The 17,173-nt window shown below is 68.3% G+C and carries 14 protein-coding genes; 8 read left to right on the plus strand and 6 right to left on the minus strand.

The genetic code is table 11. The annotated features are described in order from the left end of the window. Positions 1-57: 57 nt before the first annotated feature. Entirely contained in the window at positions 58-837 is a 780-nt protein-coding gene (locus tag DI276_RS36450; protein WP_112272141.1) for a sporulation protein, read from the minus strand. Between the two features lie 180 nt (positions 838-1,017). On the opposite strand from DI276_RS36450, the gene DI276_RS36455 reads away from it, so the two are divergent. From DI276_RS36455 to secA2, 3 genes are all read left to right on the plus strand, one after another. Then, positions 1,018-4,029: a carboxyl transferase domain-containing protein gene (locus tag DI276_RS36455; protein WP_332874731.1), complete on the plus strand. Its 3,012-nt coding sequence runs from the start codon at positions 1,018-1,020 to the stop codon at positions 4,027-4,029. Between the two features lie 70 nt (positions 4,030-4,099). Further along, positions 4,100-5,335 (plus strand): MFS transporter, encoded by a 1,236-nt coding sequence (locus DI276_RS36460; RefSeq protein ID WP_232837164.1) that lies wholly within the window; start codon positions 4,100-4,102, stop codon positions 5,333-5,335. A gap of 245 nt (positions 5,336-5,580) precedes the next feature. Further along, positions 5,581-7,866: an accessory Sec system translocase SecA2 gene (gene secA2, locus DI276_RS36465; protein ID WP_112272147.1), complete on the plus strand. Its 2,286-nt coding sequence runs from the start codon at positions 5,581-5,583 to the stop codon at positions 7,864-7,866. On the opposite strand, the gene DI276_RS36470 is transcribed toward secA2, so the two are convergent. The 4 genes from DI276_RS36470 to DI276_RS36485 are packed head-to-tail and all read right to left on the minus strand — an operon-like array spanning position 7,863 to position 12,751. Continuing rightward, a complete protein-coding gene (locus tag DI276_RS36470) occupies positions 7,863-8,126 on the minus strand; it encodes a hypothetical protein (RefSeq protein ID WP_112272451.1) in 264 nt (87 codons plus the stop codon). The two genes, secA2 and DI276_RS36470, sit on opposite strands and share 4 nt — an antisense overlap. A 43-nt stretch (positions 8,127-8,169) precedes the next feature. Next, positions 8,170-9,282 (minus strand): aromatic ring-hydroxylating oxygenase subunit alpha, encoded by a 1,113-nt coding sequence (locus DI276_RS36475; RefSeq protein WP_112272149.1) that lies wholly within the window; start codon positions 9,280-9,282, stop codon positions 8,170-8,172. Continuing rightward, positions 9,279-10,385, minus strand: coding sequence for an N-methyl-L-tryptophan oxidase (gene solA, locus DI276_RS36480; RefSeq protein ID WP_269814330.1), 1,107 nt, complete (start codon positions 10,383-10,385; stop codon positions 9,279-9,281). Before solA ends, DI276_RS36475 begins: the two co-directional genes overlap by 4 nt. Further along, positions 10,382-12,751 (minus strand): GcvT family protein, encoded by a 2,370-nt coding sequence (locus DI276_RS36485; protein WP_112272152.1) that lies wholly within the window; start codon positions 12,749-12,751, stop codon positions 10,382-10,384. Before DI276_RS36485 ends, solA begins: the two co-directional genes overlap by 4 nt. 149 nt (positions 12,752-12,900) lie before the next feature. Between DI276_RS36485 and DI276_RS36490 the strand changes: the two genes are divergently transcribed. From DI276_RS36490 to DI276_RS36500, 3 genes are all read left to right on the plus strand, one after another. Then, positions 12,901-13,242: an MmcQ/YjbR family DNA-binding protein gene (locus tag DI276_RS36490; RefSeq protein WP_112272154.1), complete on the plus strand. Its 342-nt coding sequence runs from the start codon at positions 12,901-12,903 to the stop codon at positions 13,240-13,242. Then, positions 13,235-14,221 carry an acyl-CoA dehydrogenase family protein gene (locus tag DI276_RS36495; RefSeq protein ID WP_112272156.1) on the plus strand — a complete coding sequence of 329 codons (987 nt, stop codon included), beginning with the start codon at positions 13,235-13,237 and terminating at the stop codon, positions 14,219-14,221. The genes DI276_RS36490 and DI276_RS36495 overlap by 8 nt, the downstream gene beginning before the upstream one ends. Before the next feature lie 108 nt (positions 14,222-14,329). Further along, positions 14,330-14,620, plus strand: a complete 291-nt coding sequence (locus DI276_RS36500) for a hypothetical protein (protein WP_157985161.1) — start codon at positions 14,330-14,332, stop codon at positions 14,618-14,620. Between the two features lie 176 nt (positions 14,621-14,796). Here DI276_RS36500 and DI276_RS36505 read toward each other — a convergent pair whose 3' ends face one another. Continuing rightward, entirely contained in the window at positions 14,797-15,567 is a 771-nt protein-coding gene (locus tag DI276_RS36505; protein WP_198681131.1) for an IclR family transcriptional regulator, read from the minus strand. A gap of 120 nt (positions 15,568-15,687) precedes the next feature. On the opposite strand from DI276_RS36505, the gene DI276_RS36510 reads away from it, so the two are divergent. Together DI276_RS36510 and DI276_RS36515 are read left to right on the plus strand one after the other, a co-directional pair. Further along, a complete protein-coding gene (locus DI276_RS36510; protein WP_112272160.1) occupies positions 15,688-16,008 on the plus strand; it encodes a bifunctional 3-phenylpropionate/cinnamic acid dioxygenase ferredoxin subunit in 321 nt (106 codons plus the stop codon). Next, on the plus strand, positions 16,005-17,108 hold the full coding sequence (locus tag DI276_RS36515; RefSeq protein WP_112272162.1) for an NAD(P)/FAD-dependent oxidoreductase: 1,104 nt from the start codon (positions 16,005-16,007) through the stop codon (positions 17,106-17,108). The genes DI276_RS36510 and DI276_RS36515 overlap by 4 nt, the downstream gene beginning before the upstream one ends. Positions 17,109-17,173: the final 65 nt, after the last annotated feature.

The following is a 17,173-nucleotide window of genomic DNA, read 5'->3' on the forward strand; positions in this document are numbered from 1 at the left end:
GTACGGGGATCTCGCAGAAAATCATCCCGTCACTCGGCATGATCCGCAGCTTGAGCGCTACCAGCGGCTGCCGGAGACCTGCGCCATCCACTGGTTGATCGTGGCGGTCCAGTCGGTGCCGACGGCCTGCTGGTGCGACACGGCGAACCGGCCGTACGCGTCGCCGCCCGAGCGGAGCAGCCCGGCGCGCTTGTCGGCCTCCAGCACCACGTGCAACTCGGTGGGCGTGGTGACGAACGTCAGCTCCACCTGCTTGAGGCGCCCGGCGAACTGCGGCGGCGGGTAGAACTCGATCTCCTGGTAGAACGGCAGCTGCTGCGGCACGCCGTAGATGCGGCCGCGCTCGTTGTCCGCCTTGGTGAAGCGGAAGCCCATCTGCCCGAACGCCTGCAGCACCGCGTCCTGCGACGGCAGCGGGTGCACCCAGATCGGGTCGAGGTCACCGGGGTCGACCGCGCCGCGGACCTCGAGCTCGGTGCGCAGGCCCAGCTGCATGCCGGACAGCTGCATGCCGCCGACGACGTTGAGCGGGCACTCGAACGGCACCGGCACCTGGAAGGGCAGCGAGAGGTTCTGGTGCGGCTGCGCGATGATCCGCTGTCCCACGGAGAACTTGTGGAACTCCATGTTGGTGTTGTACTCGTTGTCGCCGCTCTCGACCTCGACGCGGGTGAGCAACGCCAGCGTGACGTGGTCGATCTCGGCGGGGTGGTCGCCGCCGGCGATCCGCACCTCACCGGAGAGCACTTCACCGGGACGCACGTTCGGGTTGGTCAGCACCGTGTCGACAGTCGGCCCGCCCACGCCGAACGCGCGCATCATCCTCTTGAACACCACTGCGGCCTCCTGAGCCACTCGCAACTTTGCGGGGAGTTTTGCCAACTGAATCGCCCGTTTGCGGCGAAGTGTTCCGTTGACGCCTCAGTACCCAGATCGGTTCCGTATGGACTTCCGTTGACTTCAGATGGCAGCATGCGACCGCCGTCACATACTAAGCGGTCGCTCAGGAGGATTGCCGTGTTGCTCGTCGCCAACCGGGGTGAGGTCGCCGTCCGCGTGCTGCGCGCGGCCGCTGACCTGGGTATTCGCACCGTGGCGGTGTACGCGGAGGACGACGTTTCCTCGTTGCACGTGACGCTCGCGGACCGTGCCGTCGCGCTGCGTGGAGATGCCCCGTACTTGGACGTTGATCAGATCCTGGACGCTGCTTCCGACTGTCAGGCGGTGCATCCGGGCTGGGGCTTTCTGTCCGAGAACGCGGCTTTTGCGCGGGCCTGTGCCGCGCGCGGGCTGACGTTCGTCGGCCCGTCGCCCGAGGTGCTGGAACTGCTGGGCGACAAGCAGCGCGCCCGGTCGCTGGCCGCGTCGCTGGGGATTCCCGTGCTGGACGCCGCGCCCGGCGAGTTCCCGGTGATGGTCAAGGCGGTCGCCGGCGGTGGCGGCAAGGGCATGCGGGCTGTTTTCGCGCCCGAGGACCTCGACAGTGCCGTCGAGGCGTGCCGGGCGGAGGCGCTGGCGGCGTTCGGGGTCGGGGATGTCTACTTCGAACGGTTGCTGCCCTCCGCCCGGCACATCGAGGTGCAGCTGGTCGGCACGTCCGTGATCGGTGACCGCGACTGCTCGTTGCAGCTGCGGCACCAGAAGCTCGTCGAGATCGCGCCGGCGCCGCTGCTGGACCCTGTGCTGCGCAAGGCTTTGCACTCCGCCGCTGCCTCCTTGGCCTCTGCCGTCGGCTACACCGGCGTCGGCACGGTGGAGTTCCTGGTGGCCGGCGACGCGTTCTACTTCATGGAGGCCAACCCGCGGCTGCAGGTCGAGCACACCGTCACCGAGATGGTGTCCGGTGTGGACCTCGTGCGCACCCAGCTGCTGCTCGCCTGGGGCGGTGACGTCGACTTCACGCCTTCTGACCGCGGTTCTGCCGTGCAGGTGCGCGTGAACCAGACGTCCGGTGGCGTGCTCTCTGCTTTCGGGCTGCCTTCCGGACCCGGAGTTCGCGTCGACACGCACGGGTACGTCGGCTACCGGACCGGGACGCGGTACGACGGATTGCTCGCGAAGCTCGTGGTGCACGGCGAGGACCTCGACGTCGCCCTGAACCGGGCGCGGCGGGCGTTGGGCGAGTTCCGGATCGAGGGCGTCCCGACGAACCTGGAGTTCCTCCGGTCGTTGCTGGCTCAGGACATCGTCGGCGCGACGACCGACTTCGTGGTCCCCGAGCCTGCTTCGGGGATGCGGGCGCCGTTGGCCGGCACGGTGGTCGCGGTTTCGGCGGACTCCGTGGTGCTGGAAGCGATGAAGATGCAGCACGTCGTGCGGGTGTCCGGTGACGTTCTGGTGTCGGTCGGCGACACGGTCTCCGAGGGCCAGCTGCTCGCTTCGGGCTCCGGTGAGTCCACTGAGGACGTCGCTGAGGTCGACCTTGAGCATGTGCGGTCCGATCTCGCCGAGGTGCTGGCGCGGCACGACTTCTCGCGCCCCGAAGCTGAGGCGCGGCGACACGCTGCCGGTGGCCGGACCGCCCGGGAGAACATCGCGGATCTTTGCTCTTCCTTCGTCGAGTACGGCGGCTTGGCGATCGCCGCCCAACGCCAGCGCCGCTCGCTGGACGAGCTGATCGAACGCACCCCCGCCGACGGCATGGTGGCAGGCATCGGCGTCGTGAACGGCCAACGCATCGTTGCGATGTCCTACGACTACGCCGTCCTCGCCGGCACGCAAGGCCTGCGCAACCACCAGAAGAAGGACAGGTTGTTCGCACTGGCCCAGCAGGAGAACCTGCCGGTCGTGCTCTTCGCGGAGGGCGGCGGCGGACGTCCCGGCGACACCGACCACAGCATGGTCAGCGGCCTCGACTGCGGCTCGTTCCACGCGTTCGCCCAGCTGAGCGGCCAGGTGCCGCTGGTGGGCGTCGTCGCGGGGCGGTGCTTCGCGGGCAACGCGGTGCTGCTCGGCACGTGCGACGTGATCATCGCGGTCGAGGGCGCGAACATCGGCATGGGCGGCCCGGCGATGATCGAGGGCGGCGGGCTCGGCGTCTTCCGCCCCGAGGACATCGGCCCGTTGGACGTGCAGGTGCCCAACGGCGTCGTGGACATCGCCGTGGCGACAGAAGAAGAGGCCGTCGCCGTCGCGAAGAAGTACCTCTCCTACTTCCAGGCTTCCGCAGGCGTCCCCCGCACGAGCGCGCAGCCTTCGCCCGCGCCGCAAGGGGGTCCCCTTGACTCAATTATCCCAGACGACACCGACAATTTCGGATCGTGGAAGTGCGCGGACCAGCGCCTGCTCCGCCACGCCATCCCGGAGAACCGCCTCCGCGCCTACGACATCCGGACGGTCATCGAAACCCTCGCCGACACCGACAGCGTCCTCGAACTCCGCAAGGGCTTCGGCAAGGCCATCGTCACCGCCCTGATCCGCGTGGAAGGCCGCCCCATCGCCCTGATCGCCAACGACCCCAACGTCCTCGGCGGCGCGATCGACGCCGACGCAGCCGACAAGTGCGCCCGCTTCCTCCAACTGGCAGACGCCTTCAACCTCGCGGTCGTCTCCCTGACCGACACCCCTGGCTTCATGGTCGGCCCGGAAGCCGAACGCACCGCCACCGTCCGCCACCTGACCCGCATGGTCGTGACGGGCGCGAACCTGACCGTCCCCTTCGGACTCGTCGTCCTCCGCAAGGCGTACGGCCTGGGCGCCCAAGCCATGGCGGCCGGCAGCCTCAAAGTCCCCCAGTTCGCCATCTCCTGGCCCACCGGCGAGTTCGGCCCGATGGGCCTCGAAGGCGCCGTGAAACTCGGGTTCAAACGCGAACTGGACGCGATCGACGACGAACAAGAACGCCAGCACCGCTACGACCAGATGGTCGCAGGCGCGTACGAACACGGCAAAGCGCTGAACGTCGCGAGTGTCTTCGAGATCGACGACGTCATCGACCCCGCCGACACGCGCCGCTGGATCGCCACCGCGCTGGCCCCCGCAACTTCCCGCCCCCAAGGGAAGAAACGCCCGTTCATCGACACGTGGTGAAGGAGAAGCCGTGGTCAGTGTTGCCCCGACTGAACAGAAGACCTTACGCAGGCTGATGGCAGCCGGACTCGTGGGAAGTTCCCTCGAGTGGTACGACTTCTTCATCTACGCGACCGCCGCGGCCCTGGTTTTTCCCAAACTGTTCTTCCCAGAGGCGACGCCGATCGTGGCGCTGCTGCTCTCGTTCAGCACGTTCTGGGCGGGCTTCGTCGCCCGCCCGATCGGCGGCCTGGTCTTCGGCCACGTCGGCGACAAGTTCGGCCGCAAGCCCGCGCTGGTCATCTGTCTGGCCCTGATGGCGGCCGCGACGTTCCTCATCGGCCTGCTGCCCACCACAGCGAGCATCGGCGTCGGAGCACCGCTGCTCCTCGTCCTGCTGCGCTTCCTGCAGGGCATCGCGGTCGGCGGCCAGTGGGGCGGCGTGGTCCTGCTGCTCACCGAGACCGCAGGGCCGAAGAAGCGCGGCTTCGCGGGCACGTTCGGCCAGGCCGGCGTTCCGATCGGCGTCCTGCTGGGCAACATCGCCTTCATCAGCGCCACGACATCTCTCTCGCCGGAAGCGTTCGCGTCGTGGGGCTGGCGTGTGCCGTTCCTGGCGAGTGCGCTCCTCTTCCCCGTGGTGCTCTTCATCCAGATGAAGGTCGAGGACAGCCCGGTCTTCCGCGAACTGCAGGCCAAGCGCGCGGACGCACCCGCCGTCGCCCAGGCGCCGCTGAAGGAGGCCCTGCGCACCCACCGCAAGCCGATCCTGCTCGGCGCGGGCCTGATGTTCGCCTCCAACGCGATCTTCTACGTGTCGATCGCCGGCGTCCTCTCCTACGCGACGGCCACGCTCGGCCTCTCGCGCGAATCGGTGCTGATCGTGAGCCTGCTGTCATCGATCGTGAGCATCCCGGTGATCCTCTACGCCGGCCACCTCTCGGACCGCCTGGGCCGCCGCCCGCTGATCATCGCCGGCGCGGTCGGTCTGGTCCTGTGGGCGTTCCCGTACTTCCTGCTCGTTGACACCGGGTCGCTCGTACTGCTGTTCGTCGCCGCGACGGTCGGCGGCATCGCGTCCTCTCTCGTGTACGGCCCGATCGCCGCGTACCTGGGCGAACTGTTCGAGCCGCACGTCCGCTACTCGGGCGCCTCGCTCGCCTACCAGCTGGCGTCGATCCTGGTCAGCGGCGGTACGCCGTTCATCATGACCGCGCTGCTCGGGGCGACCGGGTCGTCGATGTCGGTGTCCGCGTTCCTGTGCCTGATGGGCCTGGCCACGCTGTTCTCGGCCCTCAAGCTGCCCGAAACCCACCGCGCCGCCTGACCACAGGCCCGGTTGGTGTCTGCCTGGCACCAACCGGGCTGCCGGCGCAGGGTGCTGGTCGTGCCGGAGGACGCGTGTGGGTGGAGTTGGATCGGGAGCTCTGACAGGACCTCGTCGACGAGTTCAGGTTCGACCGCCCCCTGAGCTGGGAGTTTCGTGAACCAGAACTCAGTTAACCGGACATTTCGGGCTTCACAGTCAAGACCTCTGCGGAACCTGGCGCCGATGCCGTACGTTCCTGCGTCGTGACCACTCTCATGGCGCGCTTCAAGCAGCGGATGCGCCGGTTCGCGCAGAAACCGGCGTCGGTTGACCTCGCCCCGTTCCAGGCACTGCTCAAGGACGTGGAGAAACACGCTGAGACGTTCAAAGCGTTCAGCGACGAGGAGCTGACGGCACACGCCGCGAAGCTGCGCGAGGAGAGCGACGACCCCGAGCTGGTGGCCCTCACGCGTGAGGCCGCCGAGCGCGCCATCGGGCAGCGTCCGTTCGACGTGCAGGTGCTGGGTGCGCTGGGCCTGCTCAGCGGGCTCGTCGTCGAGATGGCCACCGGTGAGGGCAAGACGCTCGCGGGTGCCATGGCCGCTGCCGGGTTCGCCATCAAGGGCAAGCGCGTCCACGTGGTCAGCGTCAACGACTACCTCGCCCAGCGCGACGCGGAGTGGATGGGGCCGCTGTACCGGCTGCTCGGCGTCACGGTGGGCTGGCTCAACGGCGGCTCGAAGACCGAGGAGCGCCGCGAGGCCTACCAGTGCGAGGTCACGTACGCACCGGTCAGCGAGATCGGCTTCGACATCCTGCGCGACCGGATCGTCACGAAGCCCGAAGACCTGATCGTGCCGGAGCCGGAGGTCGCGCTGATCGACGAGGCCGACTCGGTGCTCGTCGACGAGGCCCGCGTGCCGCTCGTGCTGGCCGGTTCGACCAGCTCCGAGGCCGCCGACCCCGTCATCGCCGACCTCGTGAAGCGCCTGCGGCAAAACCTGCACTACGAGATCGACGACGAGGAGCGCAACGTCTTCCTCACCGGTGCGGGCTCCGAGGCCGTCGAGCGCGCGCTCGGCGAGATCGACCTGTACTCGCAGGAGCACGTCACCTCCACGCTGTCGAAGGTGAACGTCGCGCTGCACGCGCAGGTGCTGCTGCACCGCGACGTCGACTACATCGTGCGCGACGGCAAGGTGCACCTGATCAACGACACCCGCGGCCGCGTCGCCAAGCTGCAGCGGTGGCCGGACGGTCTGCAGGCCGCGGTCGAGGCCAAGGAGAACGTGCAGACGACCGAGTCGGGCGAGATCCTCGACTCGATGACGGTGCAGGCGCTGCTGTCGCGGTACCCGACGCGCTGCGGCATGACCGGTACCGCGGTCGCCGTCGCGGAGACCCTGCGCGAGTTCTACGAGCTCGAGGTGCTCGTGATCCCGCCGAACAAGCAGAACATCCGCGAGGACGAGCACTTCCGCCTCTACGCGACGCTGGAGCAGAAGGAAGACGCGATCGTCGAGGAGATCAAGACCGTCCACGAGACCGGGCGGCCGATCCTCGTCGGCACGCTCGACGTCGCGGAGTCCGAGCGGATCTCCTCCAAGCTGCGCGACGCCGGGCTCGAGTGCGTGGTGCTGAACGCGAAGAACGACGCCGAGGAAGCGGCGATCATCGCCGACGCCGGCTCGTACCAGCGCATCACCGTCTCCACGCAGATGGCCGGTCGCGGTACGGACATCCGCCTCGGCGGCCACGAGGGTGAGGACCACGACCGGATCGCCGAGCTGGGCGGTCTCTACGTGATCGGCACCGGCCGCCACTCGTCGTCACGCCTGGACGACCAGCTGCGCGGCCGCGCCGGCCGGCAGGGCGACCCCGGTGGCTCGGTCTTCTTCTCGTCGCTGCACGACGAGCTGATCACCCAGTACGCGCCGGACGCCGAGGATCCGTCCGATGTGGACAACGACGGCCGGGTGAACGACAAGGGCCTGCTGCACACCTTCGAGCACGCGCAGCGCGTGGCGGAGGGCGTGAACCTGGAGATCCACCGCAACACGTGGCGCTACAACAAGCTGATCGAGCACCAGCGCGACCTGCTGCTCAAGCACCGCGACGTGGTGCTGCGCACGGACGCGGCGCTGGAGAAGCTCGGCGAGAAGGAAGGCGTGTCGAACGAGGTGGCCGGTGAGGCCGCCCGCAAGATCACGCTGTTCTTCCTCGACGACCTGTGGACGCACCACCTGACGTTCCTGTCAGACCTGCGCGAGGGCATCCACCTGCGTGCACTGGCGCGGCAGAACCCGCTGGACGAGTTCCACCGCGAGGCGATCCCGGCGTTCAACAAGATCGTGCCGGAGTCGTGGGAACTGGCGAAGGAGAAGTACGAGGCCGCGAAGATCACCGACGACGGCTACGACCTCGCCGACGCCGGCGTGAAGCGCCCGAGCTCCACCTGGACGTACCTGGTGCACGACAACCCGTTCGGCTCCGGGCTGGAAGAGACGATGAAGGGCCTCGTGAAGATGGTGCGCGGCCAGCGCCGCTAACCGTTTGGCACCAAGTCATCCGCAGGTCTGGCGGGCCGGGGCAACGCCTCGGCCCGTCTCTCTGTTCGAGAGCTGGCTGTGGTCATCTCCTCGGTGAGGGCCCTGATCTCCGCGAGGATGTCCAGGTGCTCCTGCGACGGCGGCGGGCCAACGAGGTTGGACCGGTTGTGCGCCGTCCGTTCCGCGCGCTCGGCCAGCTGCCGGATGCGGCGGAGGAGATCGTGCTCCCCGTCCGGGAGCATGAAGTCCGTCTGCTCCATCACCCGTGCAAGCTTTCGCGTGCACGGGTGACCCGTCGATCCCCTAGTCGGCTGATTCCAGTTTCTGGACCAGCCAAGCGTGGAACTCACCGATGTGGTGCTCCGAAGGCACCAGCACCCCACCGCGCGCGTAAGCACGCGACGACATCGCGGGCTGGCAACGCTCGCATGCTTCGAAGTCCTGCTCGTTCACCCGGTGGAACAGCTCGACCGAGCGAGAGACGTCACGCCCGGTGCTCACCACTTCCTTGGCGTAGAGCCAATCGCACTCGACGATCGTGCGATCGGCGGCCACCGGGTACATCCGGTGCAGAATCACGTGGTCCGGCACGAGGTTCACGAAGACCTGCGGCTTGACGGTGATCGCGTAGTACTTCCGGTCGCGTTCCTCTTCCAGCGCCGCGAGTTTTCCGAAGCCCTCGCTGCCGTCGACGGTGAAGCCCTTGATCTCGTCACCGAACTCCGCGCCGTGCCCGACGTAGTACTGCGCCGCATAGCCGTCGGCGAACTCGGGCAGCACCTCGGTGAGCTCGGGGTGGATCGTCGCGCAGTGGTAGCACTCCATGAAGTTCTCGATGATCAGCTTCCAGTTGGCCTTGACGTCGTAGACGATTCGTTTGCCCACGGACAACTGGTCGATCTCGTACCCGTCGATGGCGGCCAGGTCGCCCAGCCGTTCCGTCACGGCCTGGAGCACATCTTGTTCGAAGCTCGGCGGTTCGTCGGCGAGGCAGACCCACGCGTAGCCGAGCCATTCTCTGAGATGCACTTTCGTCAGGCCGTATTCCACCCGGTCGACGTCCGGCATCGAGGTGAGGTTCGGCGCGGCGATCAGCTTGCCGTCCAACGCGTAGGTCCACGCGTGGTAAGGGCACTGGAACGCCCGCTTGACGCTGCCCGCCTCGTCCACGCAGATGCGCGCGCCGCGGTGCCGGCAGACGTTGAGGAACGCGTTGAGGGCGCCGTGGCGGTCCCGCGCGATGAGCACGCTTTCCCGCCCCACCTGCACGGTGCGGAAGTCGCCGGGATTGGCGAGGTCGCCAGAACGGACCGCGCAGAACCACATCTGCTCGAAGATGTTCGCCTGCTCCCGCTCGAAGATCGCGGGATCGGTGTAGTAGCGGCCTTCCAGGGTGGAGATCAGGCTGCCGGTCATGCTCCGCCTCTCAAGCGAGCAGGGTCGAAAAGAGCGATCGGGTGCCGCGTGGCCCCGTCGATCGTGAGGTCGGCGAGGATCTCGCCGACGACCGGCACGAACTTGAAGCCGTGCCCGGAGAAGCCGCACGCCACGGTCACGCCGACGTGGCCGGGGTGCCGCGCGATGACGAAGTGCTCGTCCGCGGTGTTGGTGTACATGCAGGTGGCGCCCCGCAGGAACCGACCGGCGAGGCCCGGCAGCACCGGCCGGGTGGCGGCCGCGATCGCCTCCACCTCGTGGGCGTGCACGGTGCGGTCGATGGTCTCGGGCGTGCAGATCTGGCCCCCGGTGTGGAAGGCGACCTTCACGGCGCCGTCGATCTCCGGGAACCCGTAGAACTGGCTGCCCTCGCGATCCCAGATGTAGACCGGGTGGTCGCGGAAACCCTCGACGTCCGGCGCGAAGTAGTACTGCACCTGACGTTCGATCTCAAACGGGATGTCGAGGTCTGCCACCAGCTCCGGTGCCCACGGGCCGGGGCAGACGACGATCTGCTCGGCCTCGTAGGTCGTGCGGGTCGTGGTGACCCTGCCGTCCTCCCAGTGCGTCACCGGCTCCTCGAAGCACAGCTCGGCACCCGCCCGAGCGGCGAGGTCGAGGTGGGCCCGCACCGCCTGCTCAGGCACCACGAAGCCCGCGCCGGGCTCGTACAACCCGACCTCGTCCGGCGTCGGCCGCATCGTGGGAAAGCGCTCGCGGAGTTGTACCGCGCCGAGCAGTTCGTGTTTCAGACCGAACTGCTCGGCGCTCGCCCGGCTACCCGTGATGGTGCCGCTGTCCGGGGCGCCGACGAGAACTCCGCCGACGCGGTGGAAGATGCGCTGCCCGCTGTCGCGCTCGATCTCGTCCCACATCTCGTGCGCCCTGAGCAGCAACGGCACGTACGCGGGGTTCTCGAAGTAGGCCTGCCGCGTGATCCGCGACCCTCCGTGGCTCGAACCCTGCGCGTGCACCGCCGTGAACTTCTCCAGCCCCAGCACCCGTTTCCCGCGCTGGGCGAGCCGGTACGCGGCGGCACTGCCCATGCCGCCGAGCCCGATGACAATGACGTCGTACGTCACGCCTTGAGCCGCTTCATCTCGGGGTCGAACAACGGCTCCTGGGCCGGACGCGCCGTGACCCGCTCACCGAAGTACTCGATCTCCACCTCGCCGTCGACGTCGCTGGGCAGCCACGCGTACGCGATGTTGAGCCCGGTCGTGTACCCGTAGGCCGCGCTCGTCACGTACCCGACCGCTTTCCCTAGGTGGAACACGGGTTCGCTGCCCATGACGACCTGATGCGAATCGTCGATCGTGAGGCACGTGAGCTTCCTCCCGGACGTGCGGGCCTCCAGCGCGACCTTGCCGAGGAAGTCCTTGTCCTTGCGCACGGCGAAGCCCAGCCCTGCCTCGAACGGGTCGTGCTCGTCGGTCATGTCGGTGCCCCACGACCGATAGCCCTTCTCCAGCCGCAAGCTGTTGAACGCCCCGCGCCCGGCCGCGATGACCCCGAACTCCTGCCCTGCCTCCCAGAGCGTGTCCCACAGCTTCGGCCCGAGGTCCGCGGTCGTGTAGAGCTCCCAGCCGAGTTCGCCCACATAGGACAGTCGCAGTGCCGTCACCGGCACGTTCTTGATGAACGCCCTCTGCGCCGTGAAGTAGCCCTTGTGCGTGTCCAACGTGTGCGGGATCCGCTCGACAAGATCACGCGCGTGAGGTCCCCACAGCCCGATGCAGCACGTGCCTGCCGTGATGTCCCGGATGAAGACATCGTCCGGCGCGTGCTTGCCGAGCCACGCCAGGTCGAGGTTGCCGTTCGCGCCGACCTGGAACGTGGTCGCGTCGAGCCGTGCGATCGTGAGGTCGCTCCGGACGCCGCCCGTCTCGTCCAGCAGCAACGTGTAGACCACCGCGCCCGGCTTGCGGTTCAGGTTGTTGGTCGTCATGCGCTGCAGGAACTCCAGCGCCCCCGGACCGCTGACCTCCAGCCGCTTCAACGGCGTCATGTCGAACATCGCGACCCGCTTGCGCGTCACCAACGCCTCGGCCCCGCAGATCGGCGACCAGTACCGCGACGCCCACTCGTTGCGGCTGGGCACTTCCGCGATTTCTGGCAGGTTCGCGTTGGCCTCGTACCAGTGCGGCCGCTCCCACCCGGACGCCTCCAGGAAGAAGGCGCCCAAGGCTTTCTGGCGCTCGTAGAACGGGCTCGTGCGGATCGGCCGCGGGCTTTCCATGGGCTGCAGCGGGTGCAGCAGGTCGTACACCTCGACGAAGTTCTGGCAGCTGCGCTCCAGCACGTAGTCCGGCGCCAGCTGAACCTGCTCGAACCGGTTGAGATCACTCGAATGCAGGTCCAGCTCCGGCTGCCCGTCGACGATCCACTCGGCCATCGCCTTGGCCACCCCGGCGGAGTGCGTGATCCACACCGCCTCCGCCACCCAGAACCCTTCAAGCCCCGAATGCTCCCCCAACAACGGCATCCCGTCGCTGGTGAACGAGAACAGGCCGTTGAACCCGCGATCCACCCCGGCCTCCGCGAGCGCCGGGATCAGCTCGACGGCCGCGTCCCACGACTCCTCGAAGTCCTCCTTGGTGAACGGCAGCTCCGACGAGGTGATGTCGTGCGCCTTGATCGGCATGGGCCGGTGCCCGTACGCCCCGATGCCCAACGCCTCGCCGTGCGAACGGAAGTAGAGATCGGCTTCTTGGTGCCGCAAGATCGGTTGCCGCGCAAGCGCTCCCACGTCGGCGTTCGGCAGGTTTCCGGTGAACACGTACTGGTGCGCCATGGGCACGAGCGGAACCGTCAGCCCGACCATCTCCCCCAGCACGGGCCCCCACATCCCGGCGCACGACACCACGATGTCGGCGGGGAAGACGTCCGTCTCGGTGCGCACCCCGGTGACCCGGTCCCCCGCAGTCTCCACCGCGACGACCTTCTGCCCGAACGCGAACCGCGCCCCGCGCTCAACGGCCCGCCGCGCCTGCACCTCAGCCGCCACAACGGGTTTCGCGAGCCCGTCGCTGGGAATCAGGAACCCGCCGAGGATCTGCGACCGGTCCAGCAACGGGTGCAGCCGTGCGACCTCGTCCGCATCGATCAGCCGGCTCTCCACACCCCACGACGTGGCCCAGCCGTGCCGCCGCGAGAGATCGGCCAGCCGTTCCGACGTGGTGGCGATCTCCAGCCCGCCGACCTGGTCGAAGCACCCCAGCGCGGTGTACTTCTCGACCGTGTAGCGCGCGAAGGCCGTCATGCTCCGGCAGGGGTTCGTCTGGAACACCAGCCCCGGCGCGTGGCTGCTCGAACCGCCGGCGGCGAAGCCCTGCGCCTGGTCCAGGACCGTGACGTCGGTGCAGCCCCGTGCGGTGAGCTCGTCGGCCAGCGCGCAGCCGACGATCCCCGCACCGACGAGCACCACGCGAGGCATTTCCCCAGGCATCTGGACACCCCTTCGCCGCCGTTGCGCGAAACGGAACCCGTTCCGCGATCAGCAACAAAGTGCGGCAGCGCACCCCGGTAGTCAATACCGCCGTTCGGTGTTTCCATTCGTACAAGGCGTGGAGCGGCCGCGACCGTCAGCATGAACTCATGCCAACGTGGGACGAAGTGGTCGAATCGGCGAAGCGCCTGCCGGAGGTGGAGGAGTCCACCTGGTTCCGGACGCCCTCGCTGAAGGTGGCCGGCAAGGGGTTCGCCCGGCTGCGGACCGAGGCCGAGGGCGGGCTCGTGCTCATGTGCGACCTGGACGAGAAGGCCGCGCTGCTGGCCTCCGGCGACCCGGCCTTCTACACGACGCCGCACTACGACGGCTACGGCGCGATCCTGGTCGATCTTGACAAGGTCGACCCGGGCCAGCTGGCCGAGCTGGTCGAGGAAGCGTGGCGGCTCAAGGCCCCCGCCAAGGTCCGCAAGGCGCACCACCGTGAGTGACGCCCTGCGCGAAGCAGAACGGATCGCCGACGAGGTGCTGCTCCCAGCGGCACCCGAGGTGGACGCCCAGGACCGCGTCCCGCACCTCGACCTGCTGGCCGACGCCGGGTTCTACGGCCTCGCCTCGCCGGAGTCCGCCCTCGACGTGCCCGACTACCCGACGGTGCAACGGATCGTGGAAACGCTCGCGAGCGGCTGCCTGGCCACCACGTTCGTCTGGGTCCAGCACCACGGCGCCGTCATCGCCGTCGCGGAGACCGCCAACGCCGACCTGCGCGCCGAGTACCTCTCCCCGCTGACCACCGGACGGTGCCGCGCCGGACTCGCGGCCACCGCGGCGGTGCGACCGGGACCGCCGCTGCTCACCGCAGAAGCCGTCCGGGGCGGCTGGGTGTTCGACGGTCAGGCGCCCTGGGTCACCGGCTGGGACATGATCGACGTCCTGCACGTCGCGGCCAGGGACGAGCACGACGTCCTGGTGTGGGCGTTGGTCGACACGGCAGAACTCTCCGCGTCGGAGCCGCTGAGCATGGTCGCGGTGCAGGCGAGCCGCACGGTGACGCTCCGGTTCGACCGGATGTTCGTACCGCACGAGCGGGTCACGTCCACGATCTCGCGGACCGAGCACCTCAAGGGCGATCCGGAGTCGTTGCGGTTCACCGGATCGCTCGCTCTCGGGGTCGCGCGCCGGGCGATCAAGCTGATGGGGCACGACGAAACCGAGCTCGACGCGGCGCGGAAACGGCTGCACGAAGCCGGCCACGACGTGATCCCCGCGGCCAGGGCGCAGGCGGCAGAGCTCGCGCTCAGGACGGCCGCGGCCCTCGTCGTCCACGACGGGAGCCGGGCCGTCCTGCCGCGGGAGCACGGTCAGCGGTTGCTGCGCGAAGCGACGTTCCTGCTGGTGTTCGGGACACGGCCGGGGATCCGGGCCGCGCTGCTCGATCGGCTGCTCAGCGGGGGAAACCGCCTGGGGTGAGCATGCGGTAGAGCGTCCCGCACGCTTGCGGGCGAGCGGACGCAGTATCGGCGGCAACAACACCGACGAGGAGAAGCGGATCTACCGCGGTACCACTTGGTCGGCGCGATGCTGAGCGAGGTCGAGCGGCTCGACCCGGACGACCTGTCGCCACCCGAGCGGCTCGCCACGGCCGCCAACACGGCGCAGTCGGTGTTCACCACGAACCTCGGCCCGGTCGAGGCCGAGGCGACCGCGGCCGAACGCGACCTGTTCCGCAGGTCGATCAAGAGCTGGCTGACCGCGAAGGACCTCGTGGGAAGGCCCCGGCATCGAGCTGGTCCGGGCGGCGTTGCGGGACATGGGCCTGCGCCGGGTGGTCGAGATCAGGGAGCACGGCGAACCGGGCTCCCTGCTTGACCTCGACGCGTTCCAACCGACCTACACCGGTGCGGAAGGCATCTGGACCGACGAGACGCTCGACTGGATCGCCTACGCCTCGCACGAGTCCTCGGTGGCGTTCGGCGGCACGCTCGCCGAACGCCTGAGGACCTCCTGGACCGACCTCGCCGACTGGACTGGGTCCCGTGGTGGGATCAGCCCGCGAAGTAGCCGAGCTGCGCCGAGAGGTCTGCTGCGGCAGCGGTCATGGCGGGCACGATCTCCTCGACCCGCTGCCGTGACAACCGGTACGACGGCCCGGACGCGCTCATCGCCGCCACCACTTCGCCCCGATGCCCGCGCACCGGAACGGCCACCGCGTGCAGCCCGAGCTCCAGCTCCTCGAAACAGGCCGCGTACCCCTGCGCCGCGACCTCCTTCAGTTCCGCCAAGAGCCGCGAACCGTCCACGACGGTGTTCTCGGTGTACGAGTCGAGGGGCAACGAGACCAGCCGACGACGCTCGTCGACCGGCAGGTACGCGAGCAGGATCTTGCCGGACGACGTGGCGTGCAGCGGCGTGCGCTGGCCGATCCAGTTCACGGCCGACACGGCTGCGGAGCCGCGGGCCTGGGTGATGTTGATGGCGACGCCGGCATCGTGCACGGCGATGTTGACGGTTTCGCCGAACGAGTCCGCCAGCGTCTGGCAGACGGGCTGGCCGAGCTTGGTCAGGTCCATGCGGCCGGTCGCCGCGCCGGCCAGTCTGACCACTCCGAACCCGATGGCGTATTTGCCCCTTTCGCCCAGTTGCTCGACCAGGCCGCGGGCCTCCAGCACGGACACGAGTCTGGACACCGTGGACTTGTGCACACCCAGCTCACCAGCGATTTCGGTGATACCGGCCTCGCCTTGCGCCAGTAGTTCGAGCACGCTGATGGCTCTGTCGACGGACTGCACCTGAGCTGCCGAATCGGAGTTGCTCATCGCGCAACAGTAACCGGCAGGCAAAACAACCCGCTCGAACTCTTGACGGCGCGTCGCCGGAGCCGCACATTGTGTTGCGTCATTCGGAACGTGTGCCGCGTCACGCAACGGAGGCCGACGATGATCCGCGCCTGCGCTCTCATGGACCTGCCCCCGGGAGAGGCGGTGCGCATCGTCGGCCCTCATGCACCGATCGCGGTGTTCAACGCCGACGGTGTCCTGTACGCGATCGACGACACCTGTACCCACCAGGACGCCTCCCTCAGCGAGGGATGGCTGGAGGGCTGCTTCGTCGAATGCCCGCTGCACGCCGCGAGCTTCGACCTTCGCACGGGCGAGCCCACGTGTCTGCCCGCCAAAAGACCGGTGAAGACCTACCCCGTCTTTGTGAAGGATGGAGAGGTCTATGTCGATGTCGAGGTGAACAAGGACGTGGCGTGAGGACGATCGCGATCATCGGCGCTTCGCTCGCCGGTTTGAGGTCGGCGCAGGCACTGCGCCGGCAGGGGTTCGACGGACGGCTTGTCATCGTCGGCGACGAAGTGCATCTTCCCTACGATCGACCGCCCCTCTCGAAGGACTTCCTCCTCGGCAAGGTCGAGGCGGTACCGCTCGCCGACCAGGAGGACCTCGACGCCCTCGACGCCGAGTGGCGGCTCGGCAACCAAGCGACCGCCCTGCTCTCCAGCGGTGAGGTCGCGCTGAGCGACGGCACCACGGTCGAGGCCGACGGACTCGTCATCGCGACCGGCGGTATACCGAGGACGATCTCCAATACACACGTCCTGCGCACGCTCGACGACGCCGTCAAGCTCCGCGACGCGTTCGCCAACGCCCAGCACGTCGGCGTCATCGGCGCCGGCTTCATCGGCGCGGAGATCGCATCCAGTGCGCGCGCTCTGGGCAAGGACGTCACCGTCGTCGAGGCACTCCCCACGCCGCTCACACGCGTACTCGGCGCCGAGATGGGCGCCGCGTGTGGGCAACTGCACGGCGACCACGGATCAACGTTGATTACGGGAGTCAACGTTGATTCGGTCAACGTTGACGGCGGAATCAACCTCGCAGATGGACGCAAGGTCGACGCCGACGTCGTCGTCGCGGGCATCGGCATGCGCCCGGCGACGGACTGGCTCGCCGGCGGACCGGTCAAGGTCGACAACGGCGTCGTGTGCGACGCGGGCGGCGTGACGAACGTGCGGAACATCGTGGCCGTCGGCGACGTCGCGAACTGTGCGGGCCACCGTGCCGAGCACTGGACGTCCGCGACCGAACAGGCGCAAGTTGCCACCCGCAACCTGCTCGCGGGCGAGACCGTCGCGACGCACACCAACGGCGGCTACGTCTGGTCCGATCAGTACGGCGTGCGGATCCAGTTCATCGGACGAGCGACGAACGACGTTCGCATCGAAGACGGGTCCATCGAGGACCGGAAGTTCGTCGCGACCTATCGAGACACTCAGCACGAAGAAGACATTGTCGGCATTGTGGCAATGAGCAACGCTCGGCTTTTCACCCGACTGCGCAGGAATCTGAAGTAGAGACGGCCGTCACGGTTTAACCGCCACCGGCGACCGGCTATACCCCATTGTCCTACGTGGACATA

Source organism: Lentzea terrae (assembly GCF_003265345.1).
In the GTDB taxonomy this organism is placed as follows: Bacteria; Actinomycetota; Actinomycetes; order Mycobacteriales; family Pseudonocardiaceae; genus Lentzea; species Lentzea terrae.